Source organism: Bosea sp. (in: a-proteobacteria), from assembly GCF_023953965.1.
GTDB lineage: Bacteria > Pseudomonadota > Alphaproteobacteria > Rhizobiales > Beijerinckiaceae > Allobosea.
The window spans coordinates 211449-229342 of the sequence record NZ_JAMLIX010000002.1; the positions used below are offsets into that span (position 1 = coordinate 211449).

The 17894-nt window shown below is 70.4% G+C and carries 15 protein-coding genes; 10 read left to right on the forward strand and 5 right to left on the reverse strand.

Annotated elements, in window-relative coordinates:
* The first annotated feature begins 42 nt into the window (after window positions 1-42).
* The gene (gene otnK, locus M9917_RS15940) at window positions 43-1329 is read left to right on the forward strand and encodes a 3-oxo-tetronate kinase (protein ID WP_297255280.1); all 1287 of its coding nucleotides are present in this window, start codon (window positions 43-45) and stop codon (window positions 1327-1329) included.
* Here the strand turns inward: otnK and M9917_RS15945 are convergent.
* Entirely contained in the window at window positions 1314-2114 is an 801-nt protein-coding gene (locus M9917_RS15945; RefSeq protein WP_297255282.1) for a creatininase family protein, read from the reverse strand. The genes otnK and M9917_RS15945 overlap by 16 nt on opposite strands.
* Window positions 2115-2140: 26 nt before the next feature.
* A complete protein-coding gene (locus M9917_RS15950; RefSeq protein WP_297255284.1) occupies window positions 2141-2980 on the reverse strand; it encodes a hypothetical protein in 840 nt (279 codons plus the stop codon).
* A 236-nt stretch (window positions 2981-3216) separates the two neighbouring features.
* Between M9917_RS15950 and M9917_RS15955 the strand changes: the two genes are divergently transcribed.
* Genes M9917_RS15955 through M9917_RS15970 form a run of 4 tightly spaced genes read left to right on the forward strand, consistent with a single transcriptional unit; the run spans window position 3217 to window position 6924 of the window.
* Window positions 3217-4362 (forward strand): ABC transporter permease, encoded by a 1146-nt coding sequence (locus tag M9917_RS15955; RefSeq protein ID WP_297255286.1) that lies wholly within the window; start codon window positions 3217-3219, stop codon window positions 4360-4362.
* Window positions 4363-4364: 2 nt separating this feature from the next.
* Window positions 4365-5174, forward strand: coding sequence for an ABC transporter ATP-binding protein (locus M9917_RS15960; protein ID WP_297255287.1), 810 nt, complete (start codon window positions 4365-4367; stop codon window positions 5172-5174).
* A gap of 3 nt (window positions 5175-5177) precedes the next feature.
* Window positions 5178-6320 carry an MlaD family protein gene (locus M9917_RS15965; RefSeq protein ID WP_297255289.1) on the forward strand — a complete coding sequence of 381 codons (1143 nt, stop codon included), beginning with the start codon at window positions 5178-5180 and terminating at the stop codon, window positions 6318-6320.
* A gap of 4 nt (window positions 6321-6324) precedes the next feature.
* The gene (locus M9917_RS15970) at window positions 6325-6924 is read left to right on the forward strand and encodes an ABC-type transport auxiliary lipoprotein family protein (RefSeq protein ID WP_297255291.1); all 600 of its coding nucleotides are present in this window, start codon (window positions 6325-6327) and stop codon (window positions 6922-6924) included.
* A gap of 77 nt (window positions 6925-7001) precedes the next feature.
* Here M9917_RS15970 and M9917_RS15975 read toward each other — a convergent pair whose 3' ends face one another.
* Window positions 7002-12893: an apolipoprotein A-IV repeat region-like domain-containing protein gene (locus M9917_RS15975; protein WP_297255292.1), complete on the reverse strand. Its 5892-nt coding sequence runs from the start codon at window positions 12891-12893 to the stop codon at window positions 7002-7004.
* Between the two features lie 262 nt (window positions 12894-13155).
* On the opposite strand from M9917_RS15975, the gene M9917_RS15980 reads away from it, so the two are divergent.
* The 5 genes from M9917_RS15980 to M9917_RS16000 all read left to right on the forward strand — a co-directional run bounded on the left by M9917_RS15980 (window position 13156) and on the right by M9917_RS16000 (window position 16212).
* On the forward strand, window positions 13156-13506 hold the full coding sequence (locus tag M9917_RS15980) for an Hpt domain-containing protein (protein WP_297255294.1): 351 nt from the start codon (window positions 13156-13158) through the stop codon (window positions 13504-13506).
* 85 nt (window positions 13507-13591) lie between these two features.
* A complete protein-coding gene (locus tag M9917_RS15985) occupies window positions 13592-13912 on the forward strand; it encodes a 2Fe-2S iron-sulfur cluster-binding protein (protein ID WP_297255296.1) in 321 nt (106 codons plus the stop codon).
* An 84-nt stretch (window positions 13913-13996) separates the two neighbouring features.
* Window positions 13997-14419 (forward strand): universal stress protein, encoded by a 423-nt coding sequence (locus M9917_RS15990; RefSeq protein ID WP_297255298.1) that lies wholly within the window; start codon window positions 13997-13999, stop codon window positions 14417-14419.
* A 12-nt stretch (window positions 14420-14431) separates the two neighbouring features.
* On the forward strand, window positions 14432-15607 hold the full coding sequence (locus M9917_RS15995; RefSeq protein ID WP_297255300.1) for a vWA domain-containing protein: 1176 nt from the start codon (window positions 14432-14434) through the stop codon (window positions 15605-15607).
* Window positions 15604-16212 (forward strand): hypothetical protein, encoded by a 609-nt coding sequence (locus tag M9917_RS16000; RefSeq protein ID WP_297255302.1) that lies wholly within the window; start codon window positions 15604-15606, stop codon window positions 16210-16212. Before M9917_RS15995 ends, M9917_RS16000 begins: the two co-directional genes overlap by 4 nt.
* Before the next feature lie 63 nt (window positions 16213-16275).
* Here M9917_RS16000 and M9917_RS16005 read toward each other — a convergent pair whose 3' ends face one another.
* Both M9917_RS16005 and M9917_RS16010 read right to left on the reverse strand, forming a co-directional pair.
* Window positions 16276-16548 carry an HU family DNA-binding protein gene (locus M9917_RS16005; protein WP_297255304.1) on the reverse strand — a complete coding sequence of 91 codons (273 nt, stop codon included), beginning with the start codon at window positions 16546-16548 and terminating at the stop codon, window positions 16276-16278.
* 261 nt (window positions 16549-16809) lie between these two features.
* On the reverse strand, window positions 16810-17889 hold the full coding sequence (locus tag M9917_RS16010; protein WP_297255306.1) for a BMP family ABC transporter substrate-binding protein: 1080 nt from the start codon (window positions 17887-17889) through the stop codon (window positions 16810-16812).
* Window positions 17890-17894 lie beyond the last annotated feature (5 nt).

Here is a 17894-nt window from a genome sequence, read left to right on the forward strand (position 1 = left end):
GATGCGGCGACGGTCGCCATGGGGACAGGGGGGGAAACACGCATGCTGCTGGGCGTGATCGCCGACGACATGACGGGCGCGACCGACGTCGCGCTGATGCTGAGCCGCGCCGGCATGCGCACCGTGCAGGTCATCGGTGCGCCTTCGGCGGGCGCGGGCCTGCCGGAGGCGGATGCCGTCGTCGTGGCGCTGAAGTCGCGGACGAATCCGGTCGTCGAGGCCGTCGCCGATTCGCTGGCCGCCTGCGAGGCGCTGCTGAAGGGTGGCGCGCGCCAGATCCTGTTCAAATACTGCTCGACCTTCGATTCGACGGCTGAAGGCAATATCGGGCCGGTGGCGAACGCGCTGATGGAACGGCTGGGCGCGAAGCGCGCCATCATCTGCCCGGCCTTCCCGGCCAATGGCCGCTCGATCTATCAGGGCTGCCTCTTCGTCGGCGCGCTGCCGCTGCACGAGAGCCCGATGAAGGACCACCCGCTGACGCCGATGCGCGATTCGAACCTGATGCGGCTGATGTCCGCCCAGGCGAAGACCGGGGTCGGCCTCGTCGACTACGCCACGGTCCTCGCCGGACCCGAGGCGGTGAAGGCGCGCCTGGCGACGCTCGAGGCCGACGGCGTCCGTTACGCCGTCACCGACGCCGTGACCGATGAGGATCTGATGACGCTCGGCCGGGCGGTATCGGGCGATGTCCTCGTGACCGGCGGCTCGGGCATCGCCATGGGCCTGCCGCGGAATTTCCGCAGCGCCGGCCTCCTGCCGGAGCGTGCCGGCCCGCCGGCGTTCACGGCGCCGCCCGGTCGCGCCGGCATCCTCTCAGGCAGTTGCTCGACCGCGACGCGCGGCCAGATCGAGGCGGCGCTGGCGGCGGGCTATCCGGCGCTGAAGCTCGATCCGCTCGCCTTGGCCGAGGGCCGCCAGGATGCGGCCGGCCTCGCCGCCTGGGCGCTGGCGCAGCCGGCCGACAGGCCGTTCCTGGTCTATTCCAGCAGCGATCCGGCCGAGGTCTCGGCCGTGCAGGAGAGGCTCGGCCGCGAGCGGGCCGGCAGTCTCGTAGAGCACACTTTCGCGGAGCTGGCGCGGCGCCTCGCCGAGGGTGGCGTGACGCGGCTTCTCGTCGCGGGCGGCGAGACCTCGGGCGCGGCCGTGCTGGGCTTGGCGATCCGGACCCTGGAGATCGGCTGCGAGATCGATCCCGGCGTGCCCTGGACGCGCGTGGTCGACGGGCCGCGCATGGTCGTGGCGCTGAAATCCGGCAATTTCGGCGCTCCGGATTTCTTCGTGAAGGCGTGGACGCTGCTGGGCCCCGCTGCTCAGCCCGCCTCGTAGAGCGTGTCGAGCGGCAGGCGCGCGACATCGGCCATCAGCCGGGCGAAGCGCTCGGCCTGGAAGGCGGCCGTCGCCTTGCCCTTCGCGGCCGTCGCGAGGCGGGCGTCGCCGGCGACGCCGGCCGGGTTCACGTCCTCGGCCATCCAGGCGAAGCCGTGCGGGCCGGTCGGGCGCAGATGCGCGTAAGCCTCCTCGGCCATGGTCACGGCGAGCGGCTTGAACAGCGCGGCCTTGCCCATGTCGACGAGATCGGGCCGGAAATGCAGCATCAGCGAGGTCTCGACATCGCCGCCATGGATGCCGTGGCGGATGTCGAGCTCGCCATAGAGGCCCTCGGGCAGGCCGAAGGACATCCAGGCCGTGGTGACCGCGAGCATGCCGTGGCCGACGCGCAGCTCGCGCGCCGCGATCCTCATCGGGTCGACATTGCCGCCATGGGCGGTGACCAGCACGAGCTTGCGCAGGCCCGCCCGCTTCACGCTCTCGCCGATTTCGATCCAGGAGCGGATCGCGCTGTCCCAGCCGATCGTCAGCGTGCCGGGCGCATTGAGGTGCTCGTTCGACTTGCCGATAGCCTGCGTCGGCAGGACGAGCACGTCAGGACCGGCCGGCACCAGCGGCATCGCTTCCGCCAGCATCCCGTCCATCACCGTGGTGTCGACGGAGAGCGGCAGATGCGGGCCGTGCTGCTCGATCGCCGCCAGGGGCAGGACCGCGACGGTGCGCGCGGGCGAAAGCGAGGCGAAATCGGAGCTCTTCAGCTCGCCCCAGAAGCGTGCGGTCATGATCGGACCTGCAAGCGCGGCGCGGCTCAGACGAAATAGGCGAGCTTGCGATCGGCGGGCAGCGCGTCGATCTCGCGCAGCGCCGTTTCCGACCAGCTCGCTTCCGGCGGCGCGCCGGCCGGGTCGTCGAAGACGATGTCGTCCTCGAGCAGGTGGACGGTGTTGAGGCGCGCCTCGGTGACCGGCCGGTCGTTGAAGGTGAGCGCGGCGGTTTCCTGGCCGTCGAGCGCCATCTCGAGATCGCCGTGATGGCGGCTGGGAGCGGCGGAGGGCGGCGGCACGGTCATCGTCTCGGCCGTGATCGTCTCGAAGCTCATGCCGGTCTCGCGCGAAACCTCGCCGAAGGCCCTGAGGCTCGAATCCAGCATCGCGATCGTATCGGCGATCTTGTCGATCCGCTGGACGACGCTGTCGACGACGCCGATCGCCGTCGAGATCTCGGCGGTGCGCCGGTCGAGCGTGTCGCAGGCGCCGGCGTCGGCCCCGCTTTCGCGCAGGCGCCAGGCCGCCTCCTGGATGCTCTCGGTGGCGGAGAGCGCGGCGCCGGCCGCCTTCTCGATCTGGGCCGCGAGCCCGGAGGAGCGGGCCTCGGCCTTGCCGCTGATGCGCTCGAGATCGGTGCGCAGGTCGCTGATCAGGGCGGCGGCCTCGATCAGGCTGGCCTCCCGGCTCGTCTCCTGCACGCTGAGGCCGACGACCCGCTCGATCCGCTGGATCGCCCCGAGCAGCTGCAGCGTATCGGCCTGCCGGTTGCGCCTGGCGTATTCCGCCATGAACCAGCGGCCGCGCCCGGTCTCCATCACCGCGGCTTCGATCGCCGCGTAATCGGTCTGGCTCAGCGGTGTCAGCGCGCGCGCGTCGCCCATGACGAATCTGCCTTCGAAGGGCCGGCCGAATCAGGCGGCGGCCGTGAGGTTCATGGGGCCGAACCTGCCTTACGATTGCTTAAGGAATTGCTGCCGCCCGGCTCAAAGGGAGAGGAAATCGACGCCGGCGCGCGCCCGCGCCGCCCGATGCTTGCCAAGCGCGGGCGCCGCGGCAATACAGGATGACGGGGGTGCAGGGCCGGCGCGCGGCCAGGGGATGAGGATCTCACGGCGACATGGCGAGCCTCGACACCGCTGAACCGCAGGCGGCGCTCAGCGACGATGCGGGAACGCTCGCGGTCACGCTCTCGGGCTCGTGGAGTGCCGACCGCGCCCCGCGCATCGAAAAGCTGGTCGGCGACATCGCCGGACACCTGCGCGCGGGCGCCCGCGCGCGCATCGACCTCTCGCAGGTGACGCGGCTCGATACGCTCGGCGCCTATGTCCTCAACCGGCTGAAGGCCCGTCAGGACCGGGGCGGCGCCGGGGTCGAGCTCGTCAGCAGCCGGCCCGAGCACGCGATCCTCCTGGCCGAGGTCAAGGTCCATGACGCGGACCGGCCGAAGCCGCGCCGGTCTTTCGGCATCGTCGACGTCCTCGTCGACATCGGCGAGGGCATGGTGCGCTTCGGCCGCGACATGGTCGGCGGGGCGATGTTCCTCGGCGAGGTGGTGGTCGGCTCGGCCGGCGTCATCCTCCGCCCGCGCAGGTTCCGGGGGCCGTCGCTGGTCAACCAGGTCGAGCTGATCGCCTTCGACGGCGCGCCGATCATCATGCTGATCTCCTTCCTCGTCGGCTGCATCGTCGCCCAGCAGGGCATCTTCCAGCTCCAGCGGTTCGGGGCCGCCGCCTTCGTCGTCGACCTGACCGGCATCCTGGTCCTGCGGGAGCTCGCGGTGCTCTTGACCTCGATCATGATCGCCGGGCGCTCGGGCTCGGCCTTCACCGCCGAGATCGGCTCGATGAAGATGCGCGAGGAGATCGACGCGCTGCGCGTGATGGGGCTCGATCCGATCGAGGTCCTGGTGGTGCCGCGCATCCTGGCGCTGATCATCTCGCTGCCGATCCTGACCTTCATCTCGGCGATGGCGGGGCTGACCGGGGCGGGGCTGGTCTCCTGGCTCTATGGCGGCATCGGCGTCGACACCTTCCTCGCCCGGCTGCAATCGGTCATCACCTGGAAGCATTTCGCCGTCGGCCTGATCAAGGCGCCGTTCATGGCCTTCGTCATCGGGCTGATCGCCTCGATCGAGGGGCTCGCGGTCAAGGGCTCGGCCGAATCGCTCGGCCGGCAGGTCACCGCCTCGGTGGTCAAGGCGATCTTCATGGTCATCGTCGTCGACGGCCTCTTCGCCATGTTCTTCGCCTCGATCGAGTTCTGACGATGGCGCAGCGACACGATACCCCCGCCTCGCCGGAGGTCGTCATCCGGGTCCGCGACCTCAAGGTCGCCTTCGGCGAGAAGGTGATCATGGAGGGCCTGAACCTCGACGTGATGCGCGGCGAGATCCTCGGCTTCGTCGGCGGCTCGGGGCAGGGCAAGTCGGTGCTGACGCGCACGATCCTCGGCCTGGTGCGCCAGGCGCGCGGCACGATCGAGGTCTTCGGCGAGGATGTCGACAGCCTCACCCCCCAGGAACACCGCGTGCTCGAGCGGCGTTTCGGCGTGATGTTCCAGCAGGGCGCGCTGTTCTCCGCGCTGACGGTCAAGCAGAACATCCAGGTGCCGATGCGTGAATATCTCAAGCTCTCGCCCGATCTGCTCGACGAACTGGCGATGGTGAAGCTCGATCTGGTCGGCCTGCCGCCGGACGCCGCCGACAAGGCGCCCTCGGAGCTTTCGGGCGGCATGATCAAGCGGGCGGCGCTGGCGCGTGCGCTGGCGCTCGATCCGGAGATCGTCTTCCTCGACGAGCCGACCTCGGGGCTCGACCCGATCGGCGCCGCCGAGTTCGACGACCTGATCCTGACGCTGAAGCAGACGCTCGGCCTCACCGTCTTCATGGTGACCCATGATCTCGACAGCCTGTATCATGCCTGCGACCGAATCGCCGCGCTGGCGGACAAGAAGGTGATCGCGGTCGGCCCGCTGGCGACGATGCTGGCGTCCGACCATCCATGGTTGAGGGCCTATTTCGGTGGCGAGCGCGCCACGGCCCGGCTGCCGGCGGGAGAGCGGGGACAGAGCCTCTAGACGATGGAATCGCGCGCCAACTACGCACTCGTCGGCCTGTTCACGCTCGCGGTCCTCGCGGCGGCCTTCGGCTTTGTCTACTGGTTCAACGGCGGCGGGGCCGGGCGCAAGGAGAACGTGCGCGTCATCTTCACCGGCACAGTGACGGGGCTGGGGCGCGGGTCGAGCGTGCTGTTCAACGGCCTGCGCGTCGGCGAGGTCACCAATATCGAGCTCCAGCCCGACGATCCGCGCCGGATCTACGCCGTGATCCAGGTCGGCAACACGACGCCCTTGCGCGAGGACACGCGCGCGCGCATCGAGGCGCAAGGGCTCGCCGGCGTGGTCGCCCTGCAGCTCATCGGCGGCGATCCGGCCGCGCCGATCCTGAAGGCCAAGCCCGGCGAGCCGATGCCGACGATCATCGCCGAGCGCTCCGAGATCCAGGATATCATCGAGACCGTGCGCAACGTCGCGCAGCGGGCCGACACGGTGCTGACCTCGCTGGACGGGCTGATCAAGCAGAACGCCGCGCCGATCAACAACACGGTGCGCAATGTCGAGACCTTCTCGAAGGCGCTCAGCGACAATGCCGACGGCCTCGACAAGCTGATGGCGGGCTTCGGCAACATCGCCGAGACGATCCAGCCGCTCTCGCAGAAGCTGCAATCGCTCAGCGAGGAACTGACCGGCGTGGTGCGCTCGGTCGACCGGCAGAAGATCGTGAGCATCGTCGAGAACGTCGACAGGTTCACCGGCGCGCTCGGCGGCTCGAGCGCCGATGTCGCCAAGGTGGTCAAGGATGCCGCCTCGATCTCGGCCAAGCTCGACAGGGCGGCCGATCAGGTCGAGGGCGTGCTGAAGGCGGCCCAGACCTTCCTCGCCACCGCCTCGGGCACCGATGGCCGCAGCGCCTTCCAGGAGGTCGCCGACGCCGCCAGGTCGATCCGCGCGCTAGCCGACAATCTCGACAAGCGCACGGCAGAGATCACCGCTGGCATCAGCCGCTTCACCGGGCCGGGCCTGCGCGACGTCGAAACGCTGGCGGCCGACGGCCGACGCACGCTGACGGAACTCAACCGCACCTTGCGGAATTTCGAACGCAACCCGCAGCAGTTCATTTTCGGCGGCAGGCCGCCGCTGCCGCAATACAACGGAACGCGCTAGCCTCATGACGACCGAGGTTCGATTTCCTGCGGCCCGCAGGGCTTACCGCTTCCTGCCGGTGCTCGCCGCGGCCGCGCTGCTCGCCGGCTGCGGCGGGGGGGCGACGCCGACCACCTTCGATCTTTCGGCGCCGGGCGGGCTCAGTCGGGCGGCGGGCTCGCGGGCCGTGATGGTCGTGGCCGAGCCGACGGCGGTGCAGGCGCTCGATTCCGATCGCGTCATCGTCAGGGATTCGAGCGGCGCGCTCTCCTTCATCGGCGGGGCGCAATGGGCCGACCGGGTTCCGGCGCTGGTACAGGCACGGCTGATCCAGACTTTCGAGAATGCCGGGCGTGTCGGCTCGGTCTCGGGGCCGGGCCAGCGCATTTCGCCCGATCTCCAGCTCAACACCGATATCCGCAGCTTCTCGATCGATGCCGCGACCGGGACGGCGGTGGTCGAGATCACGGCGCGGATGGTCGGCGACCGGAGCGGGCGGATCGAGCGGGCGCGGCTGTTTTCGGCGCGCGTGCCGGCCGGCGCGGTCGACGGGCCGGGTGCCACCCGCGCGCTCGACCAGGCGCTGTCGCAGGTCCTGGTCGAGATCGTGCGCTGGGCGCGCTGAGCCGCTGACGGTTTAGCCTGCAAAGCAAAAGGCCGCCCTCTCGGGCGGCCTTTCCCGTTTCGCGCGGGCGCCTGCGCCTATTCGAAGCGCCCGCTGGCATGGGCCAGCATGGTATAGACCTTGCCGGTCTCCGAGGTCAGGTAGGTCTTGGCCACCATCGAGTCGCGGTCGTCCTTGGAGGCCTCGCCGAGGAGGCGCTCGAACTCGTCGATATAGCGGTCGACCGTGTCCTTGAACTCGGAATCGCGCCGGTACTTGCGGCGGATTTCGTCGAAGGTCTGCTGGCCCTGCAAGGTGTAGAGCCGGCGCGTGAAGACGTTGCGCTCGCCGCGCTTGTAGCGGTCCCACAATTCGACGGCGGCGTCATGGTCGATCATCCGCGCGATGTCGACGGAGAGCGAATCGAGCTTCTCGATCGAATGCGTCGTCGGCCGCGCCGGTTCCGGCGGCCTGTCCTCGCGCGAGGCGCGGCTGAGCAGATCCGAGAGCCAGCCGGCCTTGGCCGGCTGCTGCGGGGCGGCCCGCTCGGGCTCGCGGCGCCGCACCTCCTGCACCGGCGCCGCCGGCGGCTCGGGCTCGCGCACCGCGTCGATGGAGGGCCGCAGCAGCGGCTCCTCCGCGGCGGGCTCGGCTTGCCGAGGCGGCGCGAAGGCCCGGGCGGGCTGTACGGAAGCGGCCGCGGCCGGGCGCCGGGGCGCGACGGGCTCGATCGGCAGCGAAACCTCGCCGCGGCGGCCGGCCCGCGTCACGATCTCGGTGAGGTCGTTCAGCGCCTTGATCTGCTCGGCCACGACCCGGCGCATGGCCGAGGTCGATTCCTGCGCCTCCGCCGGCAGCTCGAGCACGCCGCGCTTCAATTCGGCGCGGGTCGCCTCCAGCTCGCGCTGGATGTCGCCGGTGATGCCGCGCATCTCCTGCGCCGCCTTCTGGAAGCGCTCGGTGACCTTGGCGATCTCGCCGCCGATCTCGGTCGAGACCTGGGCATAGGCCGCCCGCAGCGCCTCTGCCGTGCGCTCGCGCTCGCGGCCGGTGGCGGAGCGGATCGCCTCGAACTGCTGGGCGATCGCGTTCGTCGTCGATTCGGCCGAATCCGACAGGACCGCGCCGATCTGCCTGGCGCGCGCCTCGGCCGAGCCGAGCGATTCGTCGATCAGCGTGGCGAAGGAGCGGGTGATCGCCTCGACGTCGTCGGTGCGGTTGGCGATGAGGCCGTGCAGCTGCTCCAGCGCCTCGCGGCGCTCGGTGAGCGCCTTGCCGACGCGGCCCTCGATCTGCTCCAGCCGGCCGGCGACGGCATTGAGCGCGGCGCTGCTCGCCTGCGTCGCCTCGCCGAGGGAGGTGCCGCGGTCGTCGAGCTGGTCGATCAGCGCCGCGGTTTCCTTGAGCGTGCCTTCCGAGAAGCTCTTCAGCTCCGCGATCTGGGCCGTGACCTGCTGCGAAGCGGAGCCCGCCTCGGCCATCACGGTGCCGATCACGGTCTGCAACTCGCCGACGCGGGTCGACAGGCTGTTCTCGACGGCGGCGAGGTTGCGGTTCGCGCCGTTGACGATCTGCTGCATCAGCGTGTTGGCCTCGCCGAGGCGCCCGAGCATGCCGCCGAGCTCCTCGCGCAGCTTGTCGTTGGTACCGACCAGCGCCTCGATCGACTGGCGCGAGCCGGATTCCAGCGTCTCGCGCAGCGCGTTGGACGAAGTCTCGACCGCGTTGGCGATGGCCGCGCCCCGGTCGCGCAAGCCCGCGACGATGGCGTTGCCGCGCTGCTCCAGCGCCCTGACCACCGTCTCGCCGACCGTGGCGAACTCGACGGCCAGCGCCTCGCCGCGCTGGTTCAGCGCCTCGACGGCGCCGTTGCCCTTGTCGTCGAAGACGCTGCGCAGCGCCTCGACCCGCTCGTCGAGCGAGCGGGTGATCGTCTCGCCCTGGTGGCCGAGCGTGGCGACGAGGCTGAAGCCCTTGGCCTGGAAGGCGGTTTGCAGGGCCTTGGTCTGCTCCTCCAGCGCGGCGGCGACGGCCGCGCCCTGGCTTTCGAGCGCGCCGACGACGCCGGTGCCCTGGTCCTCGAAGATCGTGCGCAGCTGCTCGGCGCGCTGGTCGAGCGCGTTGGAGATGGCGTCGCCGCGCCGGCCCAGCGCCGCGACGATGCCGAGGCCGCGATCGTCGAACAGGGTGCGCAGCTGCTCGGCCCGCTGGTCGAGCGCGGCGGCGATGGCCTCGCCCTGGCCGGCCAGCGCCGAGACCATGCCGCCGCCCTCGACGTCGAACAGGGCGCGCAGCTCGCGGGCGCGCTCGCCAAGCACGGCCGCGACCGCCTCGGAACGGCCTTGCAGCGTGGCGGCGATCTCGTCGCCGCGGGTATCGAGTGTGTGCGACACGGTATCGAGCCGGCCGACGACGCGCTCCTCGAAGCGCGCGACGCTCTGGTCGAGCGTATCGGCGATCTGGAGGGCGCGCCCGCCCAGCGTCGCGTTGATCGTGTCGGCCTTGTCGCTGAGCGTGCGGGTGAGCGATTCGCTCTTGGAGGTGACGACCTCGCCGATCTCGTCGGCCTTGGCCGCGAGCGCGCGGGTGACCTCGCGCCCGCCCTCGGCCAGCACGCGGGCGATGTCGACCGTGCGCTCGACCAGCGCCTCGTTGAGGGCGGTGGCGCGCGCGCCGAGGCTGCCGTCGATGCGCGCGATCAGGCTGTCGAGCGTGCCGGCGATCTCGGCGCTCTTGGCGCCGGAGCGGTCCTCGAACAGCTTGATCTGGCTTTCCATCGCGTCCGCCGCCTCGCGCGTGCGGCCGGCGAGCAGCTCTGCCGCCTCGAGCGCGCGGGTGCCGGCCTTGTCGGCGAGCGCGACGCCATCCTCGGAGATCAGCTTCTCGACTTGCGCGATGCCGGCATTGAGCGCCGCGGTGAGCTCCTGCGCGTCGCCGGAGATCTTGGCGGTCAGCGTGCCGCCCTGGTGGACGATCAGGTCCTCGAAGGCGTTGAGCCGCTGGGCGAGCGCCTGCTCCACGTCGCGGCCTTGCGTCTCGAACAGCGCCGAGAGCGCCGAGAGCCGGGCGCCGAGCGCGCCCTCGATCTCCAGCCCGCGCTCGTCGAAGAGCTTGACGAGCGCGTCGTGGCGCAGCGCCAGCGCCTCGTTCAGCGCCTGGGCGCGGCCTTCGACCGAACGCAGCATCGATTCGGCATTGGCCGAGAGCGCCTCGTTGACGCGCCCGCCCTGCTGGGTCAGTGCCAGCACGATCTCGCGGCCGGTGCCGGCGAGCAGGCTGCGCGCCTCCTCGGCATGGACGGTGAAGCTCTCGCGCAAGCCTTGCGTCGCCTCGGCGACGCGGTCGGCGACCTGGCGGCCGTCGCCATTGATCGTCTCGGCGAGGCTGCGGGTCGCCTCGCTCATGCGGCGCGCCAGATCCTCGCTCTGCTCGCCGATGAGGGCGCCGGCCTTCTCGGCCGTTTCGCTGACGCTGGCGAGGAAGCCGCTCTGCTGCTGCTCGAGCGCGCTCTGGGCCGCCTCGATGCTGCCGGCGATGCGCGAAGCCAGCGCGGTGCCGCGCTCGTCGAGCTCGCGGTCGATGCCGGCGCCGGTCTCGGCGAGGCGCGAGATCAGCGCGTTCGAGCGCTCCGCCAGGATGGCGTGGACCGAGCGGCCGACATCGGCGACGCGGCCGGCCAGCGCCTGGCTCTCGTTGCCGAGCAGGTCCTTGATCTCGAGCCCGGCCTGCGAAACCTTGACCGTCATCGCGCCGGCCTGCTCCTCGAGCAGGGCGCTGACGCGCATGCCCGTCTCCGACAGGCCGGAGATCAGGCGCTCGCTCTCGTTGCCGACGACGACGCCGACCTCCTGGCCGGCCTGGGTCAGGCGGCTGACGAGCAGCTCGCTCTCGTCGCGCAGGCGGGTCTCGACGGTGTTGACCGCGCCCGAGACGCTGGCGACCAGGGCCTCGCTGCGCTCCTCCAGCAGGCGGGCGACATCGGTGCCGGCCTGCGAGACGCGGGCGACGCTGGCGTCGCTGCGCTCCGCCAGGATGCGCGCCAGCGCGGTCGAGGCTTCGGAGACGCGGCCGACGATGCCGTCGCTCTGCTGGCCGACCAGATCGGCGAGCGCGGTGCCGGCGCCCGAGACGCGGCCGACCAGCGCCTCGGCCTGCTGGTCGAGCAGGCCGTGCACGCTGCGGCCGGTCTGGTCGAGGCGCTCGACGAGCTTGCCGCCCTGCGCGTCGAACAGCCCGTTGACCTCGGCCGCGACCGCGCCGATCCGCCCGGTCAGCGTGTCGCCGTGCTGCGCCACGGTCTCGCCGAGGCTCTGGCCGGCCTCGGCGACGCGCAGGATGATCGCCTCGCTGCGCTCGCGCAGCAGGTCGTCGACGGTCCGCGCCGTCTCGTCGAGGCGGGCGACCAGCGTGTCGCCCTGCGTGCCGATCAGGCCGTGGACGTTCTCGCCGACCTCGCTGAGGCGGGCGGCGATCGCTTCGTTCTGGCGGATGAGCAGGCTGTTGACCCCGCGCCCGACCTCGGCGAGGCGGGTCGTCACGCTCTCGCCCTCGTCGGAGAGCGCGCTGCGCAGCGCTTCGCCGGATTCGGCGAGGCGCTTCTGCAAGGCCTCGCTCTGGCTCTCGATCAGCGCGACCATGCTGCGGCTGCTGGTCTCGAAGCGCTCCGCGGCCTCGCTGCCGCGCTCCGCGATGTCGCGGGCGAGCGTCTCGCCGGTGTTCTTCAGGAGCTCGTTGACGGTGTCGACGCGGCCGGTCAGCGTATCGGCGACCTGCGCGCCGGTCTCGCTGATGGCGCGGGTGACGTTATGGGCGCCGGTGGTCAGCCCCTCGGTGAGGACGGCGCCGGTGCGTTCCAGCGAGCTCGCGATCTCCCTGGCGCGGCCGTCGAGCATTTCCGACAGGTTGCCGCTGGCGCCGGCCAGACGCTCCGAGACCTCGCCGGAGGTGATCTGCAGGCGCTCGACCAGGTCGTGGCTGCGGCCGCTGATCTCCTCGATCATCTTCTCGCCGGCGTGGCCGAGCGCCTGGGTGATCTGGTCGCCCTTGGCGCCGAGCGAGCCGGTGACGCGGTCGCCCGCCTGCGAGACAGCCTCCGCGATGGCGCGGCTGGCGCTGTCGAGGTCCTTGGCGAGGCCCTCATGCGCGCCGCTGATCGCGATCTTGACCCGCTCGGCATTGCCGACCACCGCCTCGCGCTGGGTGACGAGCTCGTCGATCAGCGAGCGCAGCCTGATCTCGTTGTCGGCATAGGCGCGCTCCAGCGTCGAGATCTCGCCGCGCACGATGGTTTCAAGTTCACCGGCGCGTGCCACGGCGCGCTCGATGCCGTCGCCCATGGCGGCGACCTCGCGGCGGATGGTCTGGCTCAGCGACAGGACGGAATCGGCCCCGGCGACCTCGGGCTCGGCGAGGCGCAGCGCGACCTCGGTCATGGCGCGCGAGATCAGGCGCATCTCCTGGGTGCGGCGATAGAGTGCCGCCAGCACGAAGAAGAATACCACCGGCGCGCCGATCGAAAGCGCGAGCAGCGTCCATTCGCCGATGCCGAAGCTGGCGACCGGCTCGGGCAGCCCCTCGCTGAACGAGCCATAGCGGCCGATCAGGACGAAGGCGGCGCCGCCGAGCCAGGCGAGGGAGGCGAGCGCCGCGAACCAGTAGGGCTTGCGCGAGGGGCGCACGGCGAAGGCCTGGACGAGCGAGCTCGAATCGCGGCGGTCGTCATTGGCGACGCGGCTGGTGTCGGGCGCGATCGCGGCGCGCGGCGGCGCCGGCGGCTGGGCGGGCGCGGCCGGCGGCGGGGCGGCGGGCGTCGGGGCCGGCTCGACGCGCGGCATTTCGAGCTTCAGATCGTTCTCGCTCGTCGAGGGCAGCCTCGGCTCCGTCTCGACGGGCGTCTCGGCGCTCTCCCGGGGCTGGTCGAGACGCAGCGCCTCTTCGATCGCCGACATCGCAGCTTCAGTGGGATCCTGGAGCTTCTTGGGTCGATTCATCGTTGCCGCCTCGCCACGCTACTGACGACGGGCGCGTGAGGGTGCCTCCGTCGTCCCAGGGCCGCCTCTGGCCGGGTGAACGGAGACACTGCGCCCATCATTTACCAATTGGAAGGGTAGTGGACCCCCGGAGCCTTGGAAACCCATTCCTGCGCGCGATTCACAAACGTCGTTAACGCCTCGTTTACCATCCCGGCGCTTGCTGGAGGGCAGGCGAGCCGCCCGCGCGGCCGTTCGATGCCCGCCATCCGAGAGTTCGCTCATGAGTTCGCCCATTGGTTCGTCGGCCATCGATCTCGCCCATCTTGCCCGCCAGACCGGCGGCGACCGGGCGCTGGAACGCGAGCTGCTGACGCTGTTTGCCGGGCAATGCAGCCTGCATCTGCGCACCATCCACGCCAGCGCCGACCGGCGCGAGCGCATGGACGCCGCCCACACGCTGAAGGGCGCGGCGCGGGCCGTCGGCGCCTGGCAGGTGGCGGAGGCCGCCGGCCGTGTCGAGGAGGCGCTCGCCGGGCCGCGGGACGAGCCGGGCGACGCCGCCCTCGATGCGCTCGCGCTCGCGGCGGCCGAGGCGAGGGCGGCGATCGCGCGTCTCGAGCCTGCCGCCTGAGCGGGAGGCTGCGGCGTGAAACCCCGTTCCGCCCCGCTTTGAAATGCTCTAAGCGGAGCCGTCGTCGCGCCGCCGGAGTTTGCCCATGCCGAAGATCAACTTCATCGACGTTCACGGAGAGACGCGCACCGTCGAGGTCGAGGTCGGCGCGACCGTGATGGAGGCGGCGATCCGCAACGCCATTCCCGGCGTCGAGGCGGAATGCGGCGGCGCCTGCGCCTGCGCCACCTGCCACGTCTATGTCGACGAGGCCTGGATCGACGCCGTCGGCCAGGCCCAGCCGATGGAGGAGGACATGCTCGATTTCGCCTTCGACATCCGCCCGACCTCGCGTCTCTCCTGCCAGATCCGCATGCGCGACGACCTCGATGGGCTTGTCGTGCGCACCCCCGCGCGGCAGACCTGAAACGCAGCCGATATTTTGCGCTGGATCATGGCGCCGATGCTGGCAAACTCCACGATGGTTGCATGACCCGCCCAGGAGGACGCGATGTACAGATCGATCATGGTCCCGGTAGACCTCGCCGAGGCCGATCTCGCCGCCCCGGCGATCACGGCGGCGGTATCCTTCGCCAAGGTTTCGGGCGGGATGGTGCGGCTCATCTATGTCCGCTCGCTCATTCCGGTCACCTACATGGAGTTCGTGCCGGCCGATTTCGACACCGAGCAGCAGGAGGATGCCGAGGCGAAGCTCGCCGAGATCGCGGCGAAGATCGACCTGCCGGAAGAGCAGGTTTCGGCCAAGGTGCTGATCGGCTCGGTCCATGGCGAGGTCTTGGCCGAGGCCGATGCCAGCGGCACCGACCTCATCGTCATCGGCTCGCGCGAGCCCGGCATGCTCGCCTATGTCCTCGGCTCGAACGCCTCGGCCATCGTGCGCCGGGCGAAATGCTCGGTGCTGGTGGTCCGCTGACGGCGCGGCCTCATGTTCCTTCGCCTCTTCACCGATCTGCGCGCCGCCAGGGTCCCGGTGACCCTGCGCGAGTACCTCACGCTGCTTGAAGGGGTGGAGGCCGATCTCGCCGAGCATCGGGTCGACGAGTTCTACTATCTCGCCCGCGCCGCGCTGGTGAAGGACGAGCGCCATCTCGACAAGTTCGACCAGGTCTTCGCCCAGGTGTTCAAGGGGCTGGAGACGCTGCAGGAGGCGATCGGGGAAACGGCGATCCCCGAGGAGTGGCTGCGCAAGCTCGCCGAGAAATTCCTCACCGAGGAGGAGAGGGCGCAGATCGCGGCGCTCGGCTGGGACAAGCTCTGGGAGACGTTGAAGCAGCGGCTCGAAGAGCAGAAAGGCCGCCATCAGGGCGGCAACAAATGGATCGGCACCGCCGGCACCTCGCCCTACGGCGCCCATGGCTACAACCCCGAAGGCGTCCGCATCGGCCAGGACAAGAACCGTAACTTCAGGGCGGTGAAGGTCTGGGACAAGCGCGAATTTAAGGATTTCGACGATACGCGCGAGCTCGGCATCCGCAACCTGCGCGTCGCGCTCAGGCGCCTGCGCCGCTTCGCCCGCACCGGCGCGGCCGAGGAGCTCGACCTCGACAACACCATCTCCGAGACCGCCCGCCACGGCTATCTCGACGTCAAGCTGCGGCCCGAGCGGCGCAACACCGTGAAGGTCCTGCTCTTCCTCGATGTCGGCGGCTCGATGGACTGGCATGTGGAGCTCGCCGAGGAGCTGTTCTCGGCCGCGCGCGCCGAGTTCAAGCATTTCGAGCATTTCTACTTCCACAACTGCCCCTATGAGCGCCTCTGGAAGGAGAACCGCCGCCGGCGCGACCATGAGATCGAGACCTGGGAGGTGCTCAGGACCTATCCGTCCGACTACCGCCTCGTCTTCGTCGGCGACGCCTCGATGAGCCCCTATGAGATCGCGATGCCCGGCGGCTCGGTCGAGCACTGGAACGAGGAGGCCGGCCAGGTCTGGATGGAGCGGCTGACCGGCAAATTCCCGAAATCGGTCTGGCTCAACCCGGTGCAGCGGCATCTGTGGAACTATACCCAGTCGATCCGCCAGATCGGCGGGCTGATCGGCGGGCGCATGTTCCCGCTGACGCTCGACGGCCTCGACGGGGCGATGAAGGAGCTGGCGCGGTGACGGGCGCCGCCCGCGACGAGGACGGCGACACCCCCGCCCCGAGCTGGCGCCAGCGCCCCAGGCCGGTCGGCTTCGAGATCGCCTACAGGCTCGACGGCGACACCCTCGAGGTCGACCGCACGCGCCGGGTGGACAGCATCCGCTTGAGCGCGGTCGAGCAGGTGCGCTTCCTCTATGCGCCGGGCAACATCTCGTCGAAGGGCTACAAGACCGCGCTCAGGCTCAGCGACGGCCGCACCGTCACCTTCGGCAACCTGTCCTGGCGCTCGCTGACCGATCTCGACCGTGACGACCGGCGCTATCACCGCTTCGTTTCGGCGCTTTCGGCCGCGATCGCGCGGGCCAATCCGCGCGCCCGCTTCGTCGCCGGGCGGCCGCGGCCGATCTGGCTCGCCGTCGCCGTCGTCGGCGCGCTTTCGCTTGCGATGCTCGCGGCCGTGACGCTGCGCGCGCTTCAGCAGGGCGCGACCACGACCGCGCTGATCGGCATCCTGCTGATCGCCGCCTCGTTCTGGCAGGTCTGGCCGCTGGTCCACCTCAACCGGCCCCGCGAGCTTGCGACCGGCGCGGTGCCCGACGAGCTCGTGCCCGGCCGGGCCGGCTGACGACGAAACGCAAGCGGCGCCCGCGCCGGAGCGCGGACGCCGCTCGAAGCCGGATGGCGGCGATTACGCCACGGCGTCGGCGAGGTCCTTGGTGACCTTGAACTTCACCACGGTCTTGGCCGGAACCTTGATGGTCGCGCCGGTCGAGGGGTTGCGGGCCTCGCGGGCTTCGCGCTTGGCGGCGGAGAGCTTGCCGATGCCGCCGAGCGTGACGTCGCCGCCCGTCTTCAGCGTCTTGGCGACCGTCGCGCCGAGGGAGGCCAGGATGGCCGAGACGTCGGCCTTGGTCTTGCCGGTCTCGTCGGCGATGGCGGCGATCAGTTCGTTCTTGGTCATCAAATCCTCCTCGAGAAGGGCTTCAGGCGTCAGGTGCTGGATTGCGGCCGCTCATGCGCGCGTTCCGGCACGGGCGACCACGGTTCATCGGTGTCGATCACGGCGCACAACTCACGCAGTTGCCACGGTTATCGCGGAAAGACGATGCCCGTGGCGGTAGATACGCACAGAAAACGGCTTCGTTCCGCCGGTCGCGGGCCGAAATAAGCCCGCAAGGCGTCGATCCGGGCTCGAATCACGGCGCACGGCGCGAATCACCGCTCAGGCCTGGATACCGTCGACATACCAGTCCATCTTGGAAAGCATCTCGTCGCTGGCCGTCTCGCCGGCCTTCAGGCGCACCTCGCCCTTCTGGTCCTTGAGCTCGCCGGTGAAGGGGTGGAGCGTGCCGGCGACGATGGCGTCCTTGACCGCGTCCGCCGCCTTGCGCGCCTCCGCCGTCATCGTCTCGTTATAAGGGGCGAGCTTGACGAAGCCGTCCTTGATGCCGCCCCAGACAGCGCCGGACTTCCAGGTGCCGTCCATCACCTCCCGGACGCGCTTGATGTAATAGCCCGACCAGTCGTCGACGATGGCGGTGAGATGGGCCCTGGGCGCGAAGGCGCGCATGTCGGAAGCCTGGCCGAAGGCGTAGACGCCGCGCTGCTCGGCCGCCTGGAGGGGGGCGGGCGAATCGGTGTGCTGGGTGATCATGTCGGCGCCCTGGTCGATCAGCGCCTTGGCGGCGTCGGCCTCCTTGGCCGGGTCGTACCAGCTCGAGACCCAGACGACCCTGGTCTTGAAGTTCGGGTTCACCTTGCGGGCGGCGAGATGGAAGGCGTTGATGCCCATCACCACCTCGGGGATGGGGAAGGAGGCGACGTAGCCCGCCTGTCCGCTCTTCGACATGTGGCCGGCGATGGTGCCGATGACGGCGCGGCCCTCGTAGAAGCGGGCATCGTAGGTGGCGACGTTCTCGGCGCGCATATAGCCGGTGGCGTGCTCGAACTTGACCTTCGGGAACTGCTTGGCGACCTGGATCGTCGGATTCATGAAGCCGAAGGAGGTCGCGAAGATGAGCTGGTTGCCGGCCTGGGCGAGCTGGCGCAGCGCGCGCGCCGCGTCGGGCCCCTCGGCGACGTTCTCGATGAAGCTGGTCTTGATCTTCGCGCCGTATTCCTTCTCCAGCGCGAGCCGGCCCTGGTCGTGCGTCCAGCTGTAGCCGTGGTCGCCGATCGGGCCGACATAGATGAAGCCGACGCCGAGCGGCGCCTGGGCCGAGGCGGTGCGGCCGAGGACCGGCAGCGTCGAGGCGGCCGCCGCCCCGAATGTCAGCCTGCGGCGGGTGATGATGCTGGTCATGTCCT